Source organism: Plantactinospora sp. CNZ321, from assembly GCF_004217235.1.
The window spans coordinates 4,089,489-4,113,987 of the sequence record NZ_SHKQ01000001.1 but is presented as its reverse complement, the minus strand read 5'-3'; the positions used below and the strand labels follow the sequence as shown (position 1 = coordinate 4,113,987).

At 72.6% G+C, this 24,499-nt stretch carries 20 protein-coding genes and 1 pseudogene; 12 read left to right on the top strand and 9 right to left on the bottom strand.

Annotated elements, in window-relative coordinates; genetic code table 11:
* Window positions 1-193 precede the first annotated feature (193 nt).
* The gene (locus EV371_RS18060; protein WP_486484680.1) at window positions 194-1,429 is read left to right on the top strand and encodes an MFS transporter; all 1,236 of its coding nucleotides are present in this window, start codon (window positions 194-196) and stop codon (window positions 1,427-1,429) included.
* Window positions 1,430-1,451: 22 nt separating this feature from the next.
* Here EV371_RS18060 and EV371_RS18055 read toward each other — a convergent pair whose 3' ends face one another.
* The 3 genes from EV371_RS18055 to EV371_RS18045 all read right to left on the bottom strand — a co-directional run bounded on the left by EV371_RS18055 (window position 1,452) and on the right by EV371_RS18045 (window position 3,943).
* Window positions 1,452-2,423 (bottom strand): LysR substrate-binding domain-containing protein, encoded by a 972-nt coding sequence (locus tag EV371_RS18055; protein ID WP_130463081.1) that lies wholly within the window; start codon window positions 2,421-2,423, stop codon window positions 1,452-1,454.
* 93 nt (window positions 2,424-2,516) lie between these two features.
* Window positions 2,517-3,191 (bottom strand): ThuA domain-containing protein, encoded by a 675-nt coding sequence (locus EV371_RS18050; RefSeq protein ID WP_130463080.1) that lies wholly within the window; start codon window positions 3,189-3,191, stop codon window positions 2,517-2,519.
* Window positions 3,192-3,289: 98 nt separating this feature from the next.
* Window positions 3,290-3,943: a hemerythrin domain-containing protein gene (locus EV371_RS18045; protein WP_130463079.1), complete on the bottom strand. Its 654-nt coding sequence runs from the start codon at window positions 3,941-3,943 to the stop codon at window positions 3,290-3,292.
* Between the two features lie 189 nt (window positions 3,944-4,132).
* On the opposite strand from EV371_RS18045, the gene EV371_RS18040 reads away from it, so the two are divergent.
* Entirely contained in the window at window positions 4,133-5,461 is a 1,329-nt protein-coding gene (locus tag EV371_RS18040) for a M20/M25/M40 family metallo-hydrolase (protein ID WP_130463078.1), read from the top strand.
* Window positions 5,462-5,638: 177 nt separating this feature from the next.
* A complete protein-coding gene (locus tag EV371_RS18035) occupies window positions 5,639-6,307 on the top strand; it encodes a hypothetical protein (protein WP_130463077.1) in 669 nt (222 codons plus the stop codon).
* 6 nt (window positions 6,308-6,313) lie between these two features.
* Here EV371_RS18035 and EV371_RS18030 read toward each other — a convergent pair whose 3' ends face one another.
* Window positions 6,314-6,505, bottom strand: coding sequence for a DUF5703 family protein (locus tag EV371_RS18030; RefSeq protein WP_101366076.1), 192 nt, complete (start codon window positions 6,503-6,505; stop codon window positions 6,314-6,316).
* 77 nt (window positions 6,506-6,582) lie between these two features.
* Window positions 6,583-7,554: an aldo/keto reductase gene (locus EV371_RS18025; RefSeq protein ID WP_130463076.1), complete on the bottom strand. Its 972-nt coding sequence runs from the start codon at window positions 7,552-7,554 to the stop codon at window positions 6,583-6,585.
* Window positions 7,555-7,735: 181 nt separating this feature from the next.
* On the opposite strand from EV371_RS18025, the gene EV371_RS18020 reads away from it, so the two are divergent.
* From EV371_RS18020 to mshC, 6 genes and pseudogenes are all read left to right on the top strand, one after another.
* Entirely contained in the window at window positions 7,736-8,788 is a 1,053-nt protein-coding gene (locus EV371_RS18020; RefSeq protein WP_130463075.1) for an LLM class F420-dependent oxidoreductase, read from the top strand.
* Between the two features lie 64 nt (window positions 8,789-8,852).
* Window positions 8,853-9,686, top strand: a complete 834-nt coding sequence (locus tag EV371_RS18015; protein ID WP_130463074.1) for an undecaprenyl-diphosphate phosphatase — start codon at window positions 8,853-8,855, stop codon at window positions 9,684-9,686.
* Window positions 9,687-9,812: 126 nt separating this feature from the next.
* Window positions 9,813-10,505, top strand: a pseudogene (locus EV371_RS18010) (histidine phosphatase family protein); the annotation flags it as partial.
* A 244-nt stretch (window positions 10,506-10,749) separates the two neighbouring features.
* The gene (locus EV371_RS18005) at window positions 10,750-11,334 is read left to right on the top strand and encodes a DUF3090 family protein (RefSeq protein ID WP_130463072.1); all 585 of its coding nucleotides are present in this window, start codon (window positions 10,750-10,752) and stop codon (window positions 11,332-11,334) included.
* 31 nt (window positions 11,335-11,365) lie between these two features.
* Complete coding sequence (locus tag EV371_RS18000; protein WP_130463071.1) at window positions 11,366-12,184, top strand: SCO1664 family protein; 819 nt, start codon at window positions 11,366-11,368, stop codon at window positions 12,182-12,184.
* 162 nt (window positions 12,185-12,346) lie between these two features.
* The gene (gene mshC / locus EV371_RS17995; protein WP_130463070.1) at window positions 12,347-13,585 is read left to right on the top strand and encodes a cysteine--1-D-myo-inosityl 2-amino-2-deoxy-alpha-D-glucopyranoside ligase; all 1,239 of its coding nucleotides are present in this window, start codon (window positions 12,347-12,349) and stop codon (window positions 13,583-13,585) included.
* A gap of 96 nt (window positions 13,586-13,681) precedes the next feature.
* On the opposite strand, the gene EV371_RS17990 is transcribed toward mshC, so the two are convergent.
* Both EV371_RS17990 and EV371_RS17985 read right to left on the bottom strand, forming a co-directional pair.
* Window positions 13,682-14,473, bottom strand: coding sequence for a UTRA domain-containing protein (locus tag EV371_RS17990; protein WP_130466016.1), 792 nt, complete (start codon window positions 14,471-14,473; stop codon window positions 13,682-13,684).
* A gap of 176 nt (window positions 14,474-14,649) precedes the next feature.
* Window positions 14,650-15,519: a PAC2 family protein gene (locus EV371_RS17985; protein ID WP_130463069.1), complete on the bottom strand. Its 870-nt coding sequence runs from the start codon at window positions 15,517-15,519 to the stop codon at window positions 14,650-14,652.
* 304 nt (window positions 15,520-15,823) lie between these two features.
* Between EV371_RS17985 and metH the strand changes: the two genes are divergently transcribed.
* The 3 genes from metH to EV371_RS17970 all read left to right on the top strand — a co-directional run bounded on the left by metH (window position 15,824) and on the right by EV371_RS17970 (window position 21,009).
* On the top strand, window positions 15,824-19,336 hold the full coding sequence (metH, locus tag EV371_RS17980; protein ID WP_130463068.1) for a methionine synthase: 3,513 nt from the start codon (window positions 15,824-15,826) through the stop codon (window positions 19,334-19,336).
* A 108-nt stretch (window positions 19,337-19,444) separates the two neighbouring features.
* Window positions 19,445-20,179 (top strand): neutral zinc metallopeptidase, encoded by a 735-nt coding sequence (locus tag EV371_RS17975; protein WP_130463067.1) that lies wholly within the window; start codon window positions 19,445-19,447, stop codon window positions 20,177-20,179.
* A 176-nt stretch (window positions 20,180-20,355) separates the two neighbouring features.
* Window positions 20,356-21,009: an HAD family hydrolase gene (locus tag EV371_RS17970; protein ID WP_486484679.1), complete on the top strand. Its 654-nt coding sequence runs from the start codon at window positions 20,356-20,358 to the stop codon at window positions 21,007-21,009.
* A gap of 142 nt (window positions 21,010-21,151) precedes the next feature.
* Here EV371_RS17970 and EV371_RS17965 read toward each other — a convergent pair whose 3' ends face one another.
* Complete coding sequence (locus tag EV371_RS17965) at window positions 21,152-23,698, bottom strand: FtsX-like permease family protein (RefSeq protein ID WP_130463066.1); 2,547 nt, start codon at window positions 23,696-23,698, stop codon at window positions 21,152-21,154.
* On the bottom strand, window positions 23,698-24,465 hold the full coding sequence (locus tag EV371_RS17960) for an ATP-binding cassette domain-containing protein (RefSeq protein WP_130463065.1): 768 nt from the start codon (window positions 24,463-24,465) through the stop codon (window positions 23,698-23,700). Before EV371_RS17960 ends, EV371_RS17965 begins: the two co-directional genes overlap by 1 nt.
* Between the last annotated feature and the right edge of the window lie 34 nt (window positions 24,466-24,499).

Sequence of the window (24,499 nt, the reverse complement as noted above, 5' to 3'; positions counted from 1 at the left end):
CCTGCGGTTCTGGGTCGGGCAGGGCATGGTTAAGGTAACCGGAGGCAATCGACAGAGGTATATCCCGCCTTACTCATACCGCCGGCCACGGGCGAGCGGGCGAGCAGATCTTCCGCGCGGCGACCCCGTCTCGTAATCTTGGCGCCCGGTCGCCCCGTCGATCGCCACCGCCACCCGTCGCCGAGGAGTCCCGTTGCCCGTCATCCGCGCCGCCCGGCGGCCGGTGGTCCTGCTGGCCTATGCCGCGTTCGTCCTGGTCGGCCTGAGCGCCGGGGTCGGCGGCGTGCTGCTGCCGGCCCAGATCGCCGACTACGGGGTGGACAAGGCCACCATCGGGATCACCTTCTTCACCTTCTCCGCCGGTTTCCTGCTGGCCGGGATCACCACCGGCGGCCTGATCGACCGCCTCGGCACCCGGGTCGCGCTGGCGGTCGGCGCCGGTGCCTTCGCGCTCGCCGCCCTCTACACGGGACTCCGGCCGCCGTTCGTGGCGTTTCTCGCCGTGCAGGTGGTGGCCGGCTACGGCATCGGGGTACTGGAGTCGGTGCTCAACGCCCACCTCAGCGAGCTGGCCGGGGCGACGACGCTGTTGAACCGCCTGCACGCGTTCTTCGGCGTGGGGGCGCTGCTGGCTCCCGTGCTCGCCGCCTGGATGCTCCGCGCGCTGCCGTGGCCGGCGGTGTGGCTGGTACTCGGTCTGGCCGCCCTGCCGCTGCTCGTCGGCTTCCTGCTGGCGTACCCGCGCGGGCGCGGCGCGGACGATGTCCCGCCGGCCGCCGACGGCACGCCACCGGCCGACGGCCCGCCGCGCGACGCCGGTGTGGCCGGCCGGCCCGGCAACGGAGGACTGCTGGTCGCGGCGCTGCGGCAGCCGGCGGTGGTGTTGGCGGCGGTGTTCCTCGCCGTCTACGTCGGACTGGAGATCAGCGTCGGCAACTGGGGTTTCAGCCTGCTGGTCGGCGGCTACGGCCAGTCGGAGGTACTCGCCGGCTACGCGGTCAGCGGCTACTGGCTGGGCCTGACCGCCGGGCGCTTCCTGATCAGCCCGTTGGCCGGCCGGGCCGGCCTGACCCCGGTCGTCACCAGCGCCGGCTGCCTGGTCGGGGTGGTGGTCAGCGCGGTGCTCGCCTGGGCGGTGCCGGTCGCGGCGGTGGCCAGCGTCGCCCTGGTGCTGCTCGGGTTCTTCCTCGGGCCGCTCTTCCCGACCGCGATGGCGATGGTGCCCCGGCTGACGGCCAGCCGTCTGGTGCCGACCGCGATGGGCGTGCTGAACGGGGTGTCCGTGATCGGTGGGGCCGTCTTCCCCTGGCTGGCCGGTGCCATCGCCCAGGGGGTCGGGGTATGGACGCTGCTGCCGTTCGCGGTGGTCCTGGCGGTCGGCCAGCTCGCGATCTGGTGGCGGCTCGCCCGGCGGGTCGCCGTCGGCTGACCGCCCCGGGCCGGTGGGGCGGTCAGGCGGCGGCCAGGTTCTGCGGTCCGAAGCTCGGGTTGCGGGCCAGCCAGGCGAGGTAGTTCGGGTTCCGGGACAGCGAGGCGGTGTAGGCGGCGATGGCGTGCCCGAGTACCCGGTCGGCGACGCCGGCCGCCGGGGCGTCCGGGTGCCAGCCGAGCAGCAGCCGCCAACGCAGTGGCGTGTGCGCCAGCGGGCGGGTGACCAGCCCGGAGACCGGCCGGAAGGTGGCCTGGGCGAGCGCGACCGCCTCGCCCGCCTCGACCAGGTCGATGCAGCTGCGGATGTCGGTCTCGTAGATCTTCGCCGGGGTGAAGCCGGCCCGGGCGCAGGCCGCCACGAAGCAGTCGGCGAAGCAGCCGTCGCCGGGTGCCGCCGCCCAGCGTTCCCCGGCGAGCGCCGCCAGGTGCACCTCGTCGGTCGCGGCCAGCGGATGCGCCTCCGGCAGCAGTACGAAGACCGCGTCCACCGCCACGGCCCGCCAGGTCAGCCCGAACGCCGCCGACGGGACGGCGTCACCGCAGACCCCGGAGAGTACGAAGTCGAGCCTGCCGCTGAGCACCATCTGGGCCAGCTCGTCCACCGACCACGAGGCGTGGGTGCTGATCTGCGCGTGTGGCTGGTCGGCGGCGAGCCGGTGCACCAGTCCACCGAGGATGGGGCTGTTCACCCCGCCGAGCCGGAACCGGGTCATCGTGGTGCCGGTACCGGCCAGCCGGGCCGCCTCGTCCTGCAGACCCTTCATCGCGGGCAGCAGCACCCGGGCCCGGGCCAGCACCAGTTCGCCCAGCGCGGTCGGTCGGGCGCCGCGTCGGTCCCGCTCGAACAGTGGGCCGCCGAGAGTCCGCTCGATGCGCTGGAGCTGTGCGGTGAGCGCGGGTTGTGCCAGGCCCAGGGTCGAGGCCGCCTTGGTCACGCTGCCCGTCTCCGCGATCGCGCAGACCACCTTGAGGTGCCGCAGCTCCAGGTTCATAGCGTGACGGTAGGACCCGAAAGGGATTCACGGCTAGACCTTTGACTAGTTAAAGATCCCCCAAAGGAACCCCAACTGCGACCGAACGGACATCTAAATCTGACGGGCGGCCCAGAGCAACCCTCGTTCGGTGATCGTCCGGATCGCGGGAAGGGTCAGGTCGTCGAGCTTGTGCCCGACCGTCGAGACGAAGACCCGGCCGGCACCCCAGGACCTGGTCCAGACCGCCGGCAGGGTGACCGACCGGTCCCACGGGGTACGTTCCGTCGCCTCGGCCGCCGGTGCCGGGTCGAAGGTCACCGTCGCGAGTACCTCGTTGAGCGGGTCGGTCAGCACCCAGTACTTCTCGGTGTGCAGCCGTACCGTCCCGATGCCCCGGACGATCGGATGGTCGGCCCGCTCCGGCGGCACCGTCAGCTCGTGCTCCAGGAAGCCCGGCGGATGGTGCACGAAGACGCCGCCGGTGAGCTGGTGGTACGCGTTGTGGTGGAAGGCGCCGACGATCCCGCCGTGCCACCCGGCGAACCCGGTCCCGGCCCGGACCGCCGCGGTCAGCCCGGCCGCCTGCTCGTCGCTGATCGTCCCGATCGACCAGCACTGCACCACCAGGTCGACGGCGGCCATCCGGTCCGGGTCGGCGTAGACGGCCAGGTCGTCGTGGACCTCGACGGCGAAGCCCGCCTCCCGGAGGAACGGGAGGAACAGCTCCGTCGCGGCCACCGGGACGTGGCCCTCCCAGCCGCCCCGGACCACCAGCGCGTCTCGCATCACACGACCTCCGTCCACCTCACGTCACATCACGCACCTCGGCCCGGCGCGGGGGTCCGCACCGGGCCGAACAGGATCATGCCACCTGCGCCGGAGGATCAGGTCGCCGTCGGTGGCGTCGCCGTCGGTGGGGTCAGGTCCTCGACGTAGGTCGGCCGGCCGCTCACCGCGTCGCGGACCTTGTCGACCACGCCGAGCGCGGGTTCGACCACCCGGTTCCACGGCGGCGTCGCCGGGGTGTCCGGGTGCGGTCGGGTCGGCGCGGCCTCCTCGGCGATCTCCACCCGGTTACCCAACCGGATCAGGTCGGCGTCGCTGGCCGCCGCCCGCAGCGCGGGGAAGATCTCCGTCGAGGCGGTCGACGCGTGCCGGCGCAACTGCCCGGTGACCTCGTCGGCCAACTCGGCGAACCGGGGTTCGGTCGGGGTGGCATCGGCCAGTTCCCGCAGCGTACGCAGGACGTCGCCGTCCGCCGCCAGTTCCCGGTCGGCCAGCCGCCCGCCGTCGGGCAGCGCACTGCGCACGGTCGGGTACAGGTACTGCTCCTCGCCGGAGAGGTGCCGGGCGACGGTCGCGGTCAGCACCTCGGCGACCTGGCTGCGCCGCTCGGGTGCGGCCTCGTGGGTCAGCTCGGCGCAGAGCGCCACGATCTGCTCGTGCTCCTCGGCGAGCAGTTCCACCATGCTGCGCCCGCCGGGCCGATAGTCCTCGTCGTCACCGGTCGGCGGCAGCGGCGGCAGTGGCACGCTCACGGTTGGCCTCCTCACTCCAGGTCCGCCGGTCCGGCCCGTCCATCGACCGGCGCTGTTGTGGCGGACATCCGCAGGTACCCTCCGGCCCGAAGGGCGAAACCCGGGCAGTGCGGCCCAGGGGCAGCCGGCGAACCCGACACCGGGTGGGGGCGGGACGCCCGGGGCCATCCGGCTGGTATGAAGAACCGCATGAGTAGCCAGCCCGTGTCCACCCAGCCGAGCGCCGACGACGAGGTCGTCGAACTGTGCCGGGACCTGATCCGGATCGACAGCACCAACACCGGGGACCCCGAGACCACCGTCGGCGAGCGGGCCGCCGCGGAGTACGTGGCGGCCAAGCTCGCCGAGGTCGGTGTCGAGGCGCATCTGCGCGAGTCCGCGCCCGGCCGGACGAGTCTGGTCGCCCGGATCCCCGGCACCGACCCGGGTCGGGGCGCCCTGCTGGTGCACGGGCACCTCGACGTCGTACCGGCCGACGCGAGCGAGTGGTCGGTGCACCCGTTCTCCGGCGAGATCGCCGACGGTTACCTCTGGGGCCGGGGCGCCATCGACATGAAGGACTTCGACGCGATGGTGCTCGCGGTGGTCCGCGACTGGCAACGCACCGGGGTACGCCCGCCCCGTGACCTGGTGCTGGCCTTCACCGCCGACGAGGAGGCCGGTGGCGAGTACGGTGCGCACTTCCTGGTCGACCGGCACCCCGAGCTGCTGGAGGGCGCCACCGAGGCGATCGGCGAGGTCGGCGGCTTCTCCTACACGGTCGGCCCGGACCGGCGGCTCTATCTGATCGAGACGGCCGAGAAGGGCCTGGAGTGGCTGCGGCTGCACGCCCGGGGTCGCCCCGGGCACGGCTCCATGGTGCACGACGACAACGCGGTCACCGCGCTGGCCGAGGCGGTGGCCCGGGTCGGCCGGCACCGCTTCCCGGTCGTGGTCACCCCGACCGTCCGGGCCTTCCTGGAGCAGGTCTCCGAGGCGCTCGGCATCGAACTCGACCCGGACGACCCGGAGCTGGCGATCGCCAAGCTGGGGCCGATCGCCAACCTGATCGGCGCGACGATCCGGAACACCGCGAACCCCACCCGGCTGGCCGCCGGCTACAAGGACAACGTGATCCCCAGCCGGGCCAGCGCCACCATCGACTGCCGGAGCCTGCCGGGCCAGTCCGAGTTGCTGATGGAGCAGCTGCGCGAGGTGATCGGGCCGGACATCGAGATCGAGCACATCCAGCGGCAGCCGGCGCTGGAGACCACTTTCGACGGTGACCTGGTCGACGCGATGGCGGCGGCGCTGCGGGCCGAGGACCCGGGTGCCCGGCCGGTGCCGTACATGCTCTCCGGCGGCACCGACGCCAAGGCGTTCGCCAAGCTCGGCATCCGCTGCTTCGGCTTCGCGCCGCTGCGGCTCCCCGCCGACCTGAACTTTTCCGCGCTCTTCCACGGCATCGACGAGCGGGTGCCGGTCGACGGACTACAGTTCGGCGTGCGGGTACTCGACCGGTTCCTCCGGCAGAGCTGACCACCCGCCCGCCTGGCACATCCGGCGGCACTCGTCTACGGTTCCCCGGTTGATCCATCCACTTCCGGTTCCACCCAGTCCCGGCCCGTCGAGCCCGGCCCCTGTCGCGGGTCGACTTCCCGCCCGTGTCGCGGTCGGCGGGTCCGGTGACATCGCAGCGAAGGGACAGGCCACACCATGACCGACCAGCACGCCGAGCTGGACGCCGCCCTGGAACGGGTCATCGAGACCGCCCGGGCGCACCTCGCCGCCGTCCGGGCCGCCGAGGGCCGGATCGACGACGATGCCGTCTGGCAGGCGTACGTCGAGCTCAACAACGCGTCGTACGAGTACGACGAGCAACTGCTCGACGCCTTCGGCGAGGTCACGCCGTGGGACGTGGAGTCGATCGACCCGGAGGAGGCGGACGACCGCTTCGGGGTGGGTCTCGGCGGTGTCGACGGCTCCGAGCCGAACGACCCGCACCCGCTGGTCCTCTCGGTACGCCACCGGCGCGACTACCGGGTGCCGAGCGTTGTCGCACTGCTCCGGGTGGCCCAGGCCGCCCGGCGGGCCGCGGTACCGGACGGGGAGGAGGCGCCGGCGGTGGAGGGTGTCGGCGAGGCGGTGCTGGAACTGCTGCAGACCGGGGACGGGTCGCTCGGTGCCCTGGACATCCCGGAGCTGGAGCCGCTCGACGGTGTGGTGATGGTCAGCGAGGTGTCGGTCCCGCTCGACCTGGAGTCCTTCGACGACGAGGACAGCAGCGGGCCGTTCACGCCGGGCGCCGACGACCGGCTCGTCGGCCGGTTGGACGAGCATCCGTTCCTGTCGGACGCCGACGAGGAGACCGAGCAGGCCCGGTAGCGCGGGTCAGTAGGACAGGCCCGGTTGCGACTGGTTGGCCACGCGACGCCGCAGCACCACCTGCCGCGTACCGTCCCGGAACAGTCGCACCCGGGCCAGCTCCCAGCCGGAGAACTCGGCCTGGATCGCCAGTTGCGCCATCGCGGTCTTCCGGTCGACGTTCGGCGGTAACCGTAATGGCGCGTATTCGTAGTCCATGTCCTCTATCCTGCCCAGCCCCGTGGAGGGACACCAGTCCTTCCACGGCGGTGAGCCGCGAGGCGTCTGCTCCGTGCCTAGCTGTCCCGTTCCGGGTAGCCGACCGGCACGGCCGAGACGTCGTCCAGGGCCCGGGTGATCTCCAGCGGCAGCGTCATCCGTTCCACCTGGAGCGCGCCGAGCAGTTGTCCGACGGTCCGGGCGCCGAGGATCGGGGCGACCACCCCGGGCCGGTCCCGCACCCAGGCCAGTGCCACCTCCAGTGGCGACACCCCGAGACCGCCGGCCGCGGTGGCCACCGCCTCGACGATGCTGGAGCAGCGCGGCTCCAGGTAGCGGGCGACGAAGGGTTCGAAGTGCGCCGTGGCGGCCCGGGAGTCGGCCGGGCGGCCGTGCCGGTACTTCCCGGTCAGCACCCCGCGGCCCAGCGGCGACCAGGGCAGCACGCCGAGCCCGAGCCCCTCGCAGGCGGGCAGCAGCTCCCGCTCGATGCCGCGCTCCAGCAGCGAGTACTCCACCTGGGCGGCGACCACCGGGGCCCGGCCGGGAAACGCGGCCTGCCAGGTGGCGGCCTGGGCGGTCTGCCAGCCGGCGAAGTTCGAGACGCCGATGTACCGGACCCGGCCGCTGTTGACCGCGTGGTCCAGTGCGCCGAGGGTCTCCTCCAGCGGGGTGGCCGGGTCGTAGCCGTGCACCTGCCACAGGTCGACGTGGTCGGTGCCGAGCCGGCGCAGGGAGGCGTCCAGGGTGCGCAGCAGATGGCCCCGCGAGGTGTCCCGGCGGCGGCCGGGGCCCGGTCGCAGCCCCGCCTTGGTGGCGATCAGCAGGTCGTCTCGGGGCACCAGGGTGCCGAGCAGCGAGCCGATCACCGCTTCGGCGTCACCGTCGCCGTAGACGTCGGCCGTGTCGACGAGGGTGCCCCCGGCGTCCAGGTAGCTCTTCAATTGGGCGGCAGCGTCGTCCGCATCGGTGTCCCGACCCCAGGTCATGGTGCCGAGCGCGAGCCGGGAAACCGCCAGCCCGCTTCGGCCGAGCGGTCGCTGTTGCATGGTTGAACCTTATTCAGAACATCGCGCCGCCGATATCCTCGCTCCTGCCATCCCGGGCCGGGTTGACCGGTACAAAGCCGACGTCCGGGCACGGGTCCGGCATCGGCGGGTCAGCGGAGGAGAGTCGGGGGTCATTGCGTACCCTGATGCGACCTGCGCCACGGATGGGGGAGAAGAACCAGTGCGACTCGGGCTCAGCCTCGGATACCAGACGGCGTGGAGCACTCCGGCGGACCATCTGGCTCTCGCCCGGGAGGCGGACCGGCTCGGCTACTCGGTGGTCTGGGCGGCGGAGGCGTACGGCTCGGACTCGCCGAGCATGCTGGCCTGGCTGGCCGGTCAGACCGAGCGGATCGACGTCGGGTCGGCGGTGATGCAGATCCCGGCGCGCAGCCCGGCCGCCACCGCGATGACCGCCGCCACCATCGACGCGGTCTCCGGCGGCCGGTTCCGGCTCGGTCTCGGCGTCTCCGGTCCGCAGGTCTCCGAGGGCTGGCACGGGGTGCGGTTCGCCAAGCCGCTGGCCCGGACCCGGGAGTACGTCGACATCGTCAAGCTGGCCATCGCCCGCAAACCGGTGGAGTACGACGGCGCGCACTACCGCCTGCCGCTGCCGGACGGCCCCGGTAAGGCGCTCCGGCTCGGCTTCCACCCGCCCCGCGAACAGATCCCGATCTACCTGGCCGCGGTCGGACCGAAGAACCTCGAACTCGCCGGTGAGATCGCCGACGGCTGGCTGGCGATCTTCTTCGCCCCGGAGTTCGCCGCCGAGCAGTTGGCCGCGGTGGCCGCCGGCCGGGCGAAGGTCGGCCGGGAACTCGCCGGTTTCGACGTGGTTCCCAGCGTGCCGGTGGTGGTCGGGGAGGACGTCGCGACCTGCGCCGAGCTGGTCCGCTGGTACGCCGCGCTCTACGTCGGCGGGATGGGCAGCCGGAAGCAGAACTTCTACAACCAGCTCGCCACCCGGATGGGCTACGGCGACGCCGCCCGTGAGGTGCAGGACCTCTACCTGGCGAAGCGGCAGCGCGACGCGGCGGCGGCTGTACCGCTGGAGTTCATCGACCGCACCTCCCTGCTCGGCCCGAAGGAGCGGATCGCCGACCGGATGCGCGATTTCGCGGCGGCCGGGGTCAGCACCCTCTCGGTGACCCTCTTCGCCGCCGACGCGGAGAGCGGCATCCAGACCCTGCGCACCTGCGCCGAGGCGCTGGACCTCGCCGGGGTCGGCGAGTGAACGGGAGGGTGCCAGGGGGCCCGGCGAACCACGGGCGGGCTGCGGTGACGGGTGGGGTGCGCGGGTGAGCTGGATCGAGGCAATCGTCCTGGGAGTCGTCCAGGGCCTCACCGAGTTCCTGCCGATCAGTTCGTCCGGGCACCTGCGGATCACCTCGGCGATCTTCTTCGACCAGGACGCGGGTGCGTCGTTCACCGCGGTCACCCAGCTCGGCACCGAAGCCGCCGTGCTGCTCTACTTCGCCAAGGACATCTGGCGGATCAGCCGGGTCTGGGTGGTCGGGATCTGGGACCCCTCGGTCCGGTCGAGTCTCGACTACCGGATGGGCTGGTACGTGATCATCGGCTCGATCCCGATCGGGTTCTTCGGCTTCCTGTTCAAGGACCAGATCCGCACCGCCGCCCGGAACCTGTGGCTGGTCGCCACCACGTTGATCGTCTTCGCCTTCGTGCTCGCCTTCGCCGAGTACTGGGGCCGGCAGACCCGGCGGCTGGAGAACTTCACCCTCCGCGACGGCATCGTGATGGGCTTCGCCCAGGCGATGGCGCTGATCCCCGGGGTGTCCCGGTCCGGCGGCACGCTGACCGCCGGGCTCTTCCTCAACCTGACCCGGGAGGCCGCGGCCCGGTACTCGTTCCTGCTCGCCATCCCGGCGGTGGTGATGTCCGGGATCTTCAGCCTGCCGGACGTCTTCGACACCTCCGGCGGCGGCTCGATCCCGACCCCGGCGCAGATGATCGTGGCCACGGTGATCGCCTTCGGCGTCGGGTACGCCGCCATCGCCTGGCTGCTGCGCTATGTCACGCACCACACGCTCTACGTTTTCGTGCTCTACCGGGTGGCGCTGGGCAGCCTCGTACTTGCCCTGCTGCTCACCGGCACGATCAGCGCCACCTGACCCGGCCGAGCGGGACGCGAGCCGAAGTTCCGCTTCGCGCGGGTACGGCTGCCCGGCCGGGGCGGTTGCGGGGCGGACCCGTCGGCTCCGGCCGGCGCCCCGACGGCCGGAACGTAGGGTGTGGTCGTGGCGACCCTTCTGCTCCTCCGGCATGGCCGGACCACGGCGAACGCGGACGGCGGCCTGGCCGGACGGCAACCCGTCGAACTCGACGAGACCGGCCGGGCCCAGGCGGTGGCGGTGGGTGGGCGGCTGCGCGCGATCCCGCTGGCGGCGGTGGTGACCAGCCCGCTGGTCCGGTGCCGGCAGACCCTGGAGCTGGCGCTGCCCGATGTCGTACCGGTGGTCGAGAACGGACTGGTCGAGTGCGACTACGGCACCTGGCAGGGCCAGCCGCTGAAGAAGCTGGCCAAGGATCCACTGTGGCAGGTGGTGCAGCAGCACCCGAGCGCCGCCGTCTTTCCCGATGGGGAGTCCATGGCCCAGATGGCGGCCCGGGCGGTCGAGGCGGTACGCCGCTGGGATGCCCGGATCACCGCCGAGCACGGGCCGGAGGCGGTCTGGCTGGCGTGCAGCCACGGTGACGTGATCAAGGCCATCGTGGCGGACGCGATGGGCGTACACCTGGACCAGTTCCAGCGGATCGTGGCCGATCCCGGCTCGGTGACCGGGATCCGCTACACCCCGGTCCGCCCCTTCCTGCTGCGGCTCAACGACACCGGTGGCGACCTGACCGGCCTGGTTCCGCCACGTCCCAGCCGGGGCCGCCGCTCCCGCGCGGTCTCCTCGGACGCGGCGGTCGGCGGTGGCGTGGGAGCGGCCGGTGCCGGATCGGCGGCCCCGGACGACGCCGCCACCCGCTCCCGCGCGGTCGCCCCGGAGGCTACCGCCGGCCCGGCCGCGTCCGGTGCCGGCCCGGCCGTTGCCGAAGGGCGGAAACGGTGACCGGGCGGCCGGACCGGATCGGCCCGGATGGTGGGGCGACATCGGCCGAACCGGGGCGTACGGTGATTCGGGTCGGTGGGCTGCGCGGTGTGCTATCCGGCCGGATAGGGTCGTGGGTATGACCCACCAGGTGCACGCATTCGAGCCGCCCGAGCGGTTCGTCGCCGGAACTGTGGGTCCGCCGGGTGAGCGGACGTTCTTCCTCCAGGCGCGCGGCGGGGGCCGGTTGGTCAGCGTCGCGTTGGAGAAGGTCCAGGTCTCGCTGCTGGCCGAGAAGCTGGAGGAGCTGCTGACCGAGGCGCATCGCCGCTTCGGCGTCGAGCTGCCCGAGCCGCCTCCGGTCACCTCAGACAACGAGCCACTGGACACGCCGGTCGACGAGGAGTTCCGGGTCGGCACCCTCGGCCTGGCCTTCGACGTGGACACCGCCACTGTGGTGATCGAGGCGATCGCGGCCGGGGAGGCCGAGGCGGAGGTCGAGCTCGGCGGTGCCGAAGAGGCAGACGAGGCGGACGAGGACGACGAGGAGCCGGACGACGACCTCGACCGGCTGCGGGTCCGGTTGACTCCCCAGGCGACGCGGGAGTTCATCGAGCGGGCCCGCCGGGTGGTGGCGGCCGGCCGGCCGCCGTGCCCGCTCTGCGGTCAGCCGCTCGACCCGGCCGGGCACCTCTGTCCCCGACACAACGGCTACCACCGGTGACCGTCGCCGTGGCGCGGCCGGGACCGGACCGGTGACCTCCTCCGAGCTGCGGCCAGTGCTGGACGAGAGCGTCGCCCTGCGCCTCCTGGAGGCGGGCGAATTCGAGCTGGAGGGTCGGTTGCTCGACGCCTCCAACACGACCCTGCGCGGGTTCCTGACCCTGGACGGGCTCACCGCCCGCTGCGTCTACAAGCCGATCCGGGGCGAGCGGCCGCTCTGGGACTTCCCGGACGGCACGTTGGCCGGTCGGGAGGTCTCCGCCTACCTGCTCTCCCGGGCGACCGGGTGGGACCTGGTCCCGCCGACGGTGCTCCGGGACGGTCCGCTCGGGTCCGGCGCCTGCCAGCTCTGGATCGACGAGCCGGAGCAGGCCGAGCCGCTGGTCGGGTTCGTGCCGGCCGGGAGCCTGCCGGACCGGTGGTTCCGGGTCGCGGGCGCCCGCGACGAGGATGGCGCCCCGTACGCCCTCGCGCACGCCGACGACCCCCGGCTGGCCCGGCTCGCCGTGCTGGACGCGGTGATCAACAACGCGGATCGCAAGGGCGGGCACGTGCTCGTCGGGGCGGACGACCGGATCTACGGCGTCGACCACGGCGTCTGCTTCCACGCCGAGGACAAGCTCCGGACGGTGCTGTGGGGCTGGTCGCGGCGGGATCTGCCGCCGGACGCCCTGGAGATGTTGACCGGGCTGGCCGGAGGGCTGGCTGGCCCGCTGGGGGAGAGCCTGGCCGAGCACCTGACGATCGGCGAGGTCGCCGCGCTGGCGCGCCGGGTCGACCGGTTGCTGGCGGCGGCCCGATTCCCGGAGCCCTCCGAGGAGTGGCCTGCCATCCCCTGGCCGCCGATCTGACCCTCGTCGGCGGCAGCCTCGTCGGCGGCAGCCTCGTCGGCCGTCGGCCGTCGGCCGCTGCCGTTCCGGGCCGCGGAACGCCGTCCGGGTGCTCCTGTCGTTCTGATCACCCCTCCGGTCGAGCCCGGGTCCGGGTCGGCCCGGCTGACTAGGCTGGTGACCATGGAAACCTGGATGGGTCACGAGATTCCGCGGCTGCCGGGCAGGGGACCCCAACTCGCTCTTTACGACTCGGCGCGCCGCGGCGTGCACCCGACCCGCCCGTCCGGGCCGGCGACGCTGTACGTCTGCGGGATCACCCCGTACGACGCGACCCATCTGGGGCACGCCGCCACGATGATCGCCTTCGACCTCGTACAGCGGGCGTGGCGGGACGGCGGCCATCCGGTCAGCTACGTGCAGAACGTCACCGACATCGACGACCCGCTGCTCGAGCGCGCCGCACGGGACGGCGAGGACTGGGTGGTCCTGGCGATGCGGGAGACCGCGCTGTTCCGGGAGGACATGGAGGCGCTGCGGATGATCCCGCCCGCCCACTACGTCGGCGCCGTGGAGTCGATTCCGGCGATCGCGGAGCAGGTCCGGGTGCTGCTGGACGACGGGGCGGGGTACCGGCTCGACGACGGCACCGGGGACGTCTACTTCGACATCTCCGCCGCGCCCCGGTTCGGCTACGAGTCCAACCTCTCCCGGGCCGAGATGCTCGACTACTTCGCCGAGCGGGGCGGGGATCCGGACCGGGCCGGCAAGCGGGACCGGCTCGACCCGCTGCTCTGGCGGGGGGCCCGGGACGGCGAGCCGGCGTGGGAGGGCGGCCCGCTCGGTCCCGGCCGGCCGGGCTGGCACATCGAGTGCGCGGTGATCGCGATGTCGCTGCTCGGTGACACCATCGACGTCCAGGGCGGTGGCAACGACCTGATCTTCCCGCACCACGAGTGTTCGGCGGCGCACGCCGAGCGGCTGACCGGGGTGGAGCCGTTCGCCAGGCACTACGTGCATGCCGGGATGATCGGCCTGGACGGCGAGAAGATGTCGAAGTCGAAGGGAAACCTGGTCTTCGTCTCCCGGCTCCGGGCCGACCACGTGGACCCGATGGCGGTGCGGCTGGCGCTGCTTGCCGGCCACTACCGCACCGATCGGGAGTGGACCGACGACCTGCTCAAGGAGGGCACGACGCGGCTGGCCCGATGGCGGGAGGCCGCCGCGGCGCCGTCCGGGCCCGCCGGTCCGGACCTGCTGGCACGGGTACGCGAGCGGCTCGCCGACGACCTGGACACGCCGGGCGTGCTGGCCGTGGTGGACCGCTGGGCGGATGCCGCGCTCGCCGGGTCCGGCACCGACCCGGCCGCGCCGGACCTGATGGCCGCCACCGTCGACGCCCTGCTCGGGATCAAGCTGTAGTCGCCCGCGTGGTCCCGCCCGCCGTCAGCGCCGCTGCCGGGGCCGCCCGCGTGGTCCCGCCCGCCGTCAGCGCAGCGACCGGCGGGCGGGTGCCGCTCAGCCCAGCACCAGTCCCGGGTCCGGGTCGGGCTCCGACGCCGGGCCAGGGACCTGGTACTGCTCGGTCAGCGTGGTCATCGGGCCGGGCCAGGTCGCCTGGGCCACCTCGATCGGCCGGTGGCTGGCGTCGTAGGCGACGTGCAGCAGGTGTAGCACCGGGGTGTCCGGGCGGATCTGCAGGATCTCCGCCTCCTCCCGGCTCGGCTGCCGGGCGCTGATCTGGTCGGTCGCCGAGACGTAGCGCCGGCCGATCGCCTCTTCGGCCTCCTGGTAGAGCGGTCGGCCGTACGCCTCCATCCGTTCCAGGCTGGTGCCGGCGGCATCGGCGGTACGGAACCAGGAGGCGCCGACCTCCACCGGCACCTCCTCGGTGCGGACCAGGTGCCGCCGGACGATCAGTTCGGTGCCGTCCGGCACCCCGAACGCGTCGGCCACCTCGGGCGGGGCCGGTGCCCGGCCGACCTGCACCAACTGCTGCCGGTACCGGGCGGCGAGGTCGGCGTGGTAGCCACGGTGGCCGCCGTACCGACCCCGGGAGAGCCGGTTGAGCCGGCGCCGGGTGCCCCGGACGTACGTGCCGGAGCCCGGTTTGGTGATGAGGACACCCTCCACCCGGAGCTGGTCGATGGCGCGTTGCACGGTCTGCTTCGCCACCCCGAACATCTCGGCGATGGCCGGGATGGACGGCAGTCGCTCACCCGCCGCCCAGTCACCGGCCCGGATCCGTGCCCGCAACTGCGCGGCGATCTGCCGGTGGGGAAACTCGGCCGCTCCCGGATTGATCTGCACCACTACCCCCATCATGATCCAGCCACAGCACTAGGTTCCTAGGATGCCGTACGGAGTGTGTGCCGGGCAACCGGAACAGACACCGCCACAGTCAAAAATCCGTTGGGTCACGCCGGCCCGGGTTGCCCCGCAGCCGCCGGCTCAGCGAACGGCGGGGCGTCGGGAGCCGGCGGAGGTCACCAGGAGCCCGCGGTCGGGCCGGCCGAGCCGCCGCGACGGCGCAGGTACTTCTCGAACTCCTGGGCGATCTCGTCGCCGGTCAGCGGCTGGATGCCGGCGTCGCCGACCCGTTCCTCCAGCTCGCGGACGTACTCGCCGAGTTCGGCGTCCTGCTCGGCTGCGGTGCGGACCCGCTGCTCCCACTCGGCGGCCTCCTCGGCCAGGTCCGACATCGGAACGGGCAGGTCGAGCACCTCCTCGACGCGGTGCAGCAGGGCCAGGGTCGCCTTCGGACAGGGCGGGTTGTTGGCGTAGTGCGGGACGTGCACCCAGAACGACACGGCGTCGACCTCGGCCCGGGTGGCGGCGTCGTGCAGTACCCCGACGATCCCGGTCGGGCCGTCGTAGCGGGTCGGGGTGAGCTGGTAGCGCTCGGCGGCGTCCTTGTCCGAGGCGCTGCCGCTGATCGGCAGGGGGCGGGTGTATGGCACGTCGGCCAGGAGCGCGCCGAGCAGCACGACGCGGTTGATCTCCAGGCTGTGGCAGAGCTCCAGCACCTGCTCGCAGAAGGTGCGCCAGCGCATGCTCGGCTCGATGCCCCGGATCAGCACCACGTCCCGGTCCGTACCGTCCGGGCTGGCCCGCATGAACCGGGTGGTCGGCCACTCGACCCGGCGGGTCTCGCCGTCGGCCATCGTGATCGTCGGTCGGCTCACCTGGAAGTCGTAGAACTCCTCCGGATCCAGTTCGGTGATCTGGCGTGCCTGCCACACCTGTTCCAGGTGTTCGACCGCAGCGGTGGAGGCGTCGGCCGCGTCGTTCCAGCCCTCGAAGGCGGCGATCGCGACCGGCGAGCGCAGCATGGGCAGCCCGTCGAACTCGGTCACGCCCTACCCCCAGCGTGCGTGCCACGGCCGAGCCGGGCGGTCCGGAGCCGTCCGGTGGTGCGCGCTGTGTGCCTGGTGCTGCCGTCCCTGTTGTCCCTCACGTCCGTCAGCCTACGTCCCTGATTCGGATGTGGCCCGCCGGCCGCGCCGGCTCGGCCCGCCGGGGGCGGGTCCCGGCGGCCGCCCACGACGGGGCGGCCCGGGACATCCAGGACGGAACGGGCGATTGCCCGGCGGAGCGTACGTTGCGGAACGGTACGCCTACCTGCGACAACCGGATCGCCGCCCGGACTAGCCTGGAGCTGTGCCGACTCCGCTACGTGACGCGCTCGGCGGCCGGGTGCTGGTCGCCGACGGCGCGATGGGGACGATGTTGCAGGCGGCCGAGCTGAGCCTGGACGACTTCGAGGGCCACGAGGGGTGCAACGAGATCCTCAACGTGAGCCGCCCCGACGTCGTCCGGTCGGTGCACGAGGCTTACCTGGCGGCCGGGGCGGACTGTGTCGAGACGAACACCTTCGGCACCAACCTCTCCGCCCTGCGGGAGTACGGCATCGAGCACCGGATAGCCGAGCTGGCCGAGGCGGGCGCCCGGCTGGCCCGGCAGGCCGCCGACGCGGCGGCCACCCCGGACCGGCCCCGGTACGTGCTCGGTGCGATGGGACCGGGCACCAAGCTGCCGACCCTGGGACACCTCGGCTATCCGGAGCTGCGCGACGCGTACCAGCGCAACGCGGCCGGGCTGATCGCCGGCGGCGCGGACGGGCTGATCGTGGAGACCTGCCAGGACCTGCTCCAGGTCCGGGCGGCGGTGGTCGGGGCCCGCCGGGCGCTGGCCGAGACGGGCCGGGAGCTGCCGGTGATCTGCCACGTCACGGTCGAGACCACCGGCACGATGCTGCTGGGCAGCGAGATCGGCGCGGCGCTGACCGCGCTGGAGCCGCTCGGCATCGACCTGATCGGGCTCAACTGTGCCACCGGTCCGGCCGAGATGACCGAACACCTGCGCTACCTCTCCCGGCACTCCCGGATCCCGCTGTCGGTGATGCCGAACGCCGGGCTGCCGGAGCTGACCGCCGACGGGGCCCGCTATCCGCTGACCCCGGACGAACTGGCCGACGCGCTGGCCGGCTTCGTGCACGACTACGGGCTGACCCTGGTCGGCGGCTGCTGCGGCACCACCCCGGAGCACATCCGGGCGGTGCTGGACCGGCTGGGTGAGACGGTGGCACCGCCCCGGGAGCCGGCGCCGGAGCCGGGGGTGGCCAGCCTCTACCACCAGGTGCCGTTCGCCCAGGACGCCAGCGTGCTGATGGTCGGCGAACGCACCAACGCCAACGGCTCGAAGGCGTTCCGGGAGGCGATGCTGGCCGAGGACTGGCAGGCGTGCGTGGAGATCGCCCGGAGCCAGGCCCGGGACGGGTCGCATCTGCTCGACCTCTGCGTCGACTACGTCGGCCGGGACGGCGTACGCGACATGCGGGAGATCGCGGGCCGGTTCGCCACCGCGTCGACGCTGCCGATCATGCTGGACTCGACGGAGCCGGCGGTGATCGAAGCCGGACTGGAGATGCTCGGCGGCCGGTGCGTGGTCAACTCGGTGAACTTCGAGGATGGCGACGGCCCCGACTCCCGGTACGCCCGGGTGCTGCCGCTGGTCCGCGAGCACGGCGCCGCGGTGGTGGCGTTGACCATCGACGAGGAGGGTCAGGCCCGGACGGCCGAGTGGAAGGTCAGGGTGGCGTCCCGGCTCATCGACGACCTCACCGGCCGGTGGGGCATCGACCGCCGGGACATCCTGGTCGACTGCCTCACCTTCCCGATCGCCACCGGCCAGGAGGAGACCCGCCGGGACGGTGTCGAGACGATCGAGGCGATCCGGGAGATCACCCGCCGCTATCCCGGGGTCAACTTCACGCTCGGCGTCTCGAACGTCTCCTTCGGGCTGAACCCGGCGGCCCGGCAGGTGCTCAACTCGGTCTTCCTGCACGAGTGCGTGCAGGCCGGCCTGACCAGCGCCATCGTGCACGCCAGCAAGATCCTGCCGATGGCCAGGATCCCGGACGAGCAGCGCGAGGCGGCGCTTGACCTGATCTACGACCGGCGCCGGCCCGGGCACGACCCGGTGGCGCGGTTCATCGAGCTCTTCGAGGGGGTCGACGCCGCCGCGGCCCGGGCCAGCAGGGCGGAGGAACTCGCCGCGCTCCCGGTCGACGAGCGGCTGAAACGGCGGGTGGTCGACGGCGAGCGCAACGGCCTGGAAGCCGACCTGGACGAGGCGCTGACCACCAGGTCGGCATTGACCATCATCAACGAGCTGCTGCTCGACGGGATGAAGGTGGTCGGCGAGCTGTTCGGCGCCGGCCAGATGCAGTTGCCGTTCGTGCTCCAGTCGGCCGAGGTGATGAAGGCCGCGGTGGGCCATCTCGAACCGCACATGGAGAAGACCGACGACGGCGGCAAGGGTCGGATCGTGCTGGCGACCGTCAAGGGCGACGTGCACGACATCGGCAAGAACCTGGTGGACATCATCCTCTCCAACAACGGCTACGACGTGGTCAACATCGGGATCAAGCAGCCGATCGCGGCCATCCTGGAGGCCGCCGAGGAGCACGCCGCGGACGCCGTCGGGATGTCCGGCCTGCTGGTGAAGAGCACCGTGGTGATGCGGGAGAACCTGGCCGAGATGGCGGCCCGGGGTGTCGCGGGGCGTTGGCCGGTGCTGCTCGGCGGTGCGGCGCTGACCCGGTCGTACGTCGAGGACGACCTCCGGTCGGCGTACCCGGGTGAGGTGCACTACGCCCGGGACGCCTTCGAGGGACTGTCCCTGATGGACCGGCTGATGGCGGCGAAGCGGGGCGGTGCCCCGGTGGTCGACGCCGGGCGGGAGGCGGCGCTGGCCGCCCGGCGGGCCCGCCGGGAGCGGCAGCGGACCCGGACCGCCGCGGCGCTGCCGGAGCTGACCGACGACTCGGTCCGCTCGGACGTGGCCACCGACGTCGCGGTGCCGATGCCGCCGTTCCACGGCACCCGGGTCGTCAAGGGCATCCCGCTGGCCGACTACGCGGCCCTGCTCGACGAGCGGGCGACCTTCCTCGGCCAGTGGGGCCTGCGCGGGTCGCGCGGCGGCTCCGGGCCGAGCTACGAGGAGCTGGTGGAGACCGAGGGGCGGCCCCGGCTGCGCGCCTGGCTGGACCGGCTCGCCGCCGACCGGGTACTGGAGGCGGCGGTGGTCTACGGCTACTTCCCGGCCTACTCCGACGGCAACGACCTGGTGCTGCTCGACGAGCGGGCTGAGGCCGAACGGGCCCGGTTCAGTTTCCCCCGGCAGCGGCAGGAGCGCCGGCTCTGCCTGGCCGACTTCTTCCGGCCCCGGGGTGACCGGCTCGACGTCGTGGCGCTGCAACTGGTCACCGTCGGGCAGCCGATAAGCGAGTATGCCGCGAAGCTCTTCGCCGGGGACGAGTACCGCGACTACCTGGAGGTGCACGGCCTGTCGGTGCAGCTCACCGAGGCGCTCGCCGAGTACTGGCACCGCCGGATCCGGGCCGAGCTGGCCCTGCCCGACGGCCGTACGGTGGCCGACGACGACCCGGCCGACCTCGCCGGGCTGCTGCGTACCGACTACCGGGGCTGCCGGTACGCGTTCGGTTATCCGGCCTGCCCCGACCTGACCGACCGGGCGAAGCTGGTCGACCTGCTCGGCGCGGAACGGATCGGGGTCCGGCTCTCCGAGGGATACCAGCTCGTGCCGGAGCAGGCGACCGACGCCATCGTGGTGCACCACCCGGAGGCCAGCTACTTCAACGCCAGGTAGCCGCCAGCCCGCGCGGGTGCCGGGTCTCCGGTCGCCGGCCGGGTAGGGGTTTGCCGGGCCGACCATCCTGGGAAGTGTTCTGGTCCGTCGACCCTGTGGGAGGCCGGGATGCGTCCGAGGTGCCGTACCGACCGGTTCTGGCCGCTGCTCGCGCTGATCGTGACGCTGGTCGTCACGGGAGCCTGCTTTGCCGGCGGGCCGGGTGAGGACGATCCGCCGGTGCCGGATGATCGAGCCACCTCCGCGGGCGACAGCGCCGGCGCCGACGGCACCATGACCGTCGACGAGTTTCAGCGCGACATCGAGGGTGCGGTACGGGTCGCCGAGGAGTACTGGACGGGGCGGTTCGAGGCGTCGGGGGAGCGGTTCCGGCCGATCCGCCGGGTTATCGCCTACCAGCGGGACGGCGAGGTCGACTGTGCCGGGCAGGGACTGCCGCGCAACAACGCCGTCTACTGCGCGGCGGGCGACTTCATCGCGTACGACGTCAACTGGGCCGTCGCCGCCTTCCGTCAGATCGGCGACGCGTTCCTGTTCTACCTGCTCGGCCACGAGTACGCGCACGGTGTGCAGGTGCGGCTCGGCATCCGCTACAGCTTCACCATCCAGCAGGAGCTGCAGGCCGACTGCATGGCCGGGGCGTACCTCGGGGACTCGGTGCGGTCCCGTGCGTTGACGATCGAGGACGGCGACCTCGACGAGCTCGGTGCCGGTCTGCGAGCGGTCGCCGACGATCCGGGCCAGCCGTGGTTCGCCGAGGGGGCGCACGGCACCGCGCGGCAGCGCACCGACGCGTTCTTCGCCGGGTACCGGCGCTCGCTGGACGCCTGCGACCTTTCCTGAGCCGTCCAGTGACTGGCCGGTCCGTCGACGGAGCCGTCCGGCACGGCGCCCGCTGAGGCATCCGCCACACTTCAAGGGCGGTTCCTGGGAGATCGTCCGCCCGCGTTGGCAGGATCGGAGCCGGCAGCTCGCGTTCGATCCGGGAGGCAACCCTGAACAGCCAGCATCTCGCCGCGGTGCTCTTCGACATGGACGGCACGCTGGTGGACAGCGAGCGGTTGTGGGACATCGGGCTCCAGGAACTCGCCGCGCACTACGGCGGCACGCTCTCCGAGGCCGCCCGGCTCGCCATGGTCGGCACGGACATGGCCGTGTCGATGGAGATCCTGCACCGTGACCTGGACCAGCCGTGGCGTGACCCGGTGGTCAGCGCCGCCTGGGTCGACCGGCGGGTCGGCGAGCTGTTCCTGACCGACCTGAGGTGGCGGCCGGGGGCGCTGGCCCTGGTGACGGCGGTACGTGCCGCCGCGGTGCCGGCCGCGCTGGTCACCTCGACCCGACGCGCGGTGGTGGAGATCGCGCTGGAGACGCTCGGTCGGGACACCTTCGACGTGGTGGTCTGCGGTGACGAGGTGGCCGCCACGAAGCCGGATCCGGAGCCGTACCTGACGGCGGCCCGGCTGCTGGACGTGCCGGTCTCCCGCTGCGTGGCGATCGAGGACTCGCCGACCGGGGTGGCCAGTGCGCTCGCGGCCGGAGCCGCCGTCCTCGCGGTGCCGCACGCGGTGCCGATCGACCCGGCCGACGGCGTACGCCTGCTGGAGACGCTGACCGGGGTGGACCTGGACCTGCTCTCCGGCCTGGTCGCCCCGCTCGACCTGTCCCGCTGACCACCCCGCGTCGCTCCCGAGACGGAGCCGGCGACCCCGGTGCACGGCACCGAGCCGGGAGCGCGGCCGGGGGCGGCGCCCGTCCCGGCGCCGCCCCCGGCCCTGCCACCCATGGCCGCCCCCACGGCCGTGGGCCGGCCCGCTACTCGTGCGCGATCGCGCCGAGCACGTTCAGCCGGGCCGCGCGGATCGCCGGGAGCACCGCCGCGACCACCCCGACCACCGCGGCCAGGCCGAGGAAGACCGCCATCTCGGTCCACGGCAACACCAGGTCGGTGATGCCGTCCTCGCGCAGCGCCCGGACCACGGCGGCGCCGAGACCGGTGCCGACCGCGATCCCGAGCAGGGCGCCGAAGACGGAGATCACCACCGCCTCGACGGTGATCATCCGCATGGTCTGACCCCGCCGCAGGCCGATGGCCCGCAGCAGGCCCAGCTCCCGGGTCCGCTCCAGCACCGACAGCGCCAGCGTGTTCACGATGCCGAGTACGGCGATCACGATCGCCAGCGCCAACAGGATCTGGATCATCGCCAGCAGCCCGTCGAGCTGGCTGGTCTGCTGCTCGATGAAGTCGGCGCGGTCGGCGACCGACACCTCGGGGCTGTCCGCCAGCAGCGTCTCCACCTGCGGCAGCACCTGGTCGACCGAGGCGCCCGGCGCCAGCTTCAGGTACGCCTGCGTCGGCTGCGGCACCGCGAAGTCGGCCGCCGCCGTGGCGGGGAGGACGAACCCACCGAACAGGTCGGACTCGGCGTAGATGCCGACGACCGTGTAGGTCCGGGTCTCTCCCCGGGACAACTGCACCGGCAGCGTCTCCCCGACCGACAGGCCACGGTCCTCCGCGGTCTTCGAGTCGACGACGAGCTGACCGGGGGCGAGTGAGTCGATGCTGCCGGCGGTCGGGGTGGCCCGGTAGATCTCCCGCAGCGCGGAAACGTTGCTGGTCGCGCTGACCCAGCCCGGCTTGCCGTCGATCTCCGCGCGGTCGCTGTACAGGCCGGCGACCATGGCCACGCCGGGCAGTTCGGCGGCCCTGTCCAGGACCGCCGGGTCGAAGCTCGGCGGCCGGGGACCGGTCTGCGCCCCGGAGATCACCAGTTCGGCCTGGATGGTGTCCTCGGCCAGCGCCGTGATGCTGCTCTTGGCCGAGTCGAGGATCACCGTCACGCCGGTGACCAGGGCGATGCCGACCATCAGCGCGGCGGCGGTGATCGCGGTGCGGCGCGGGTTACGGCCCGAGTTCAGCCGGCCCAGCTTGCCCGGCACCGACCAGGAGAAGAGCCGGCCGAGCAGCCCGACCACCGGGCGGCTGATCAGCGGGGTCAGCAGGGCGACCCCGATGAACGAGAGCAGCACGCCGCCGAGGATCGTCAGCAGGACGTTGCCCCCGGTGCCGCTCAGGCCCAGTGCCATCAGGGTGCCGCCGAGCGCGGCCACCACCGCACCGGCGGCGGAGATCTTCGTCAGCGGCCGGTCCGGCGTCGCCACGTCCTGCATGGCGGCCACCGGGGGAATCCGGGCGGCCCGCATCGCCGGGAGTACCGCCGCGACGACGGTGACGAGCAGGCCGACCGCGAAGGAGCTGATCACCGCGGCCGGGGGTACGCCCAGCCCGGCCAGTTGCAGCCCACCGGCGGTCTGCCCGAAGACGTACGCCAGCAGGGCGCCGACGCCGATCCCGGCGCCGAGCCCGAGCACCGAGGCGACCAGACCGATCGCGACGGCCTCGACCAGCACCGAGCCGATCACCTGACCGCGTGCCGCGCCGAGCGCCCGAAGCAGCGCGAGTTCCCTGGTGCGCTGGGCGACGATGATCGAGAAGGTGTTCAGGATCAGGAAGATGCCGACGAAGAGTGCGACGCCGGCGAAGCCGAGCAGGATGTTGTTGAAGAAGGAGAGCCCCTCCTTCAGCCCGGCGGAGGCCTCGTCGGAGAGCTGTTCGCCGGTCTTGACCACGTAGCCGTCGCCGAGCGTGCCGGCGATGTCGTCGCGCAGCTTCGCCGGGTCGACCCCGTCGGCCGCCTGCACGCTCAGCTCGGAGAAGACGCCGGGCTGGCCCAGCATCAGTTCCTGGGCGACCCGTTCGGTGAACGCCACCTCCTGGGCGCCGCCGAGGCTGTCCCGGTCGCCGCTGTAGCCGTAGATGCCGACCACGGTGAACTCACGCTTCGGTTGCAGGGTGAGTACCCCGACCCGGTCGCCGACGGCGATCTTGGCCGCCTTGGCCACCGCCCCGTTGACCGCCACCTCGTGGTCGGCGGTGGGGCCCCGGCCCTCGCGGAGTTCGACCTGACCGCTCTCGCCGGTCCAGTTCGCACCGAGCTGGGGCGGGCCGAAGGAGGTCAGCACCTTACCGTTGCCGCCGATCACCCGGGCGCCTTCGGCGATGGCCAGCCCGGTGGCGTCGGCCACCCCCGGCACCTCGCGGACCCGGTCCAGGGTGCTGGCCGGGAAGGGGGCGGCGAGCTGCATGCCCTCCATCTCGCCAACTTCGATCTTGGGCTTCGCGGTGACCCCGACGTCGGTGCCGGCGTACGCGTCGCTGAAGACGGCGTCGAAGGACCGGCCCAGCGTGTCGGTGAGGACGAAGGCACCGGAGACGAACATCACGCCGAGCACGACCGCCAGGGCGGAGAGGACCAGCCGGACCTTGCGGGCGAGCAGGCTCTTCAGGGTGGCGCGCAGCATCAGAGCCCCGCCTCGGTGAGCCCGTCGAGCTTCTTCATCGTGTCCAGCACGGTCTCCGGGGTCGGTTCGACGAGTTCGGAGACGATCTGGCCGTCGGCGAGGAAGATGACCCGGCCGGCGTAGGAGGCGGCCACCGGGTCGTGCGTGACCATCACGATGGTCTGCTGGTACTCGGCGACGGAGCGGCGCAGGAAGCCGAGCACCTCGGCGCCGGCCCGGGAGTCGAGGTTTCCGGTCGGCTCGTCGGCGAAGACCACCTCGGGCCGGGAGGCGAGTGCCCGCGCGCAGGCGACCCGCTGCTGCTGCCCGCCGGAGAGCTGGGCCGGCCGGTGACCGAGCCGGTCCCGCAGCCCGACGGTGTCGATAACGGTGTCGAGCCATTCCTTGTCGGGTTTACGACCGGCGATCGAGAGCGGCAGCAGGATGTTTTCCAGCGCGCTCAGGGTAGGCAGCAGGTTGAACTGCTGGAAGATGAAACCGACTTTGTCCCGGCGCAGTTTGGTGAGACCCGCGTCACCGAGTCCGGTAACGGCGGTGTCGCCGATATGGACTGCTCCCCGGGTCACCGAATCGAGCCCGGCGAGGCAGTGCATCAGGGTGGACTTGCCGGATCCGGACGGTCCCATGATGGCGGTGAACCGGGCCCTCTCGAACTCCGCATTCACGCCACGCAGTGCGACAACCTGCGCCTCCCCGCTGCCGTACACCTTCCACACGTCGCTTGCCCGTGCGGCCATCTGGGCATCTCGGGCTACCGTCGCGGTCACTTCTTCATCTCCCCCTGGACGTCTTGGTCCGGCC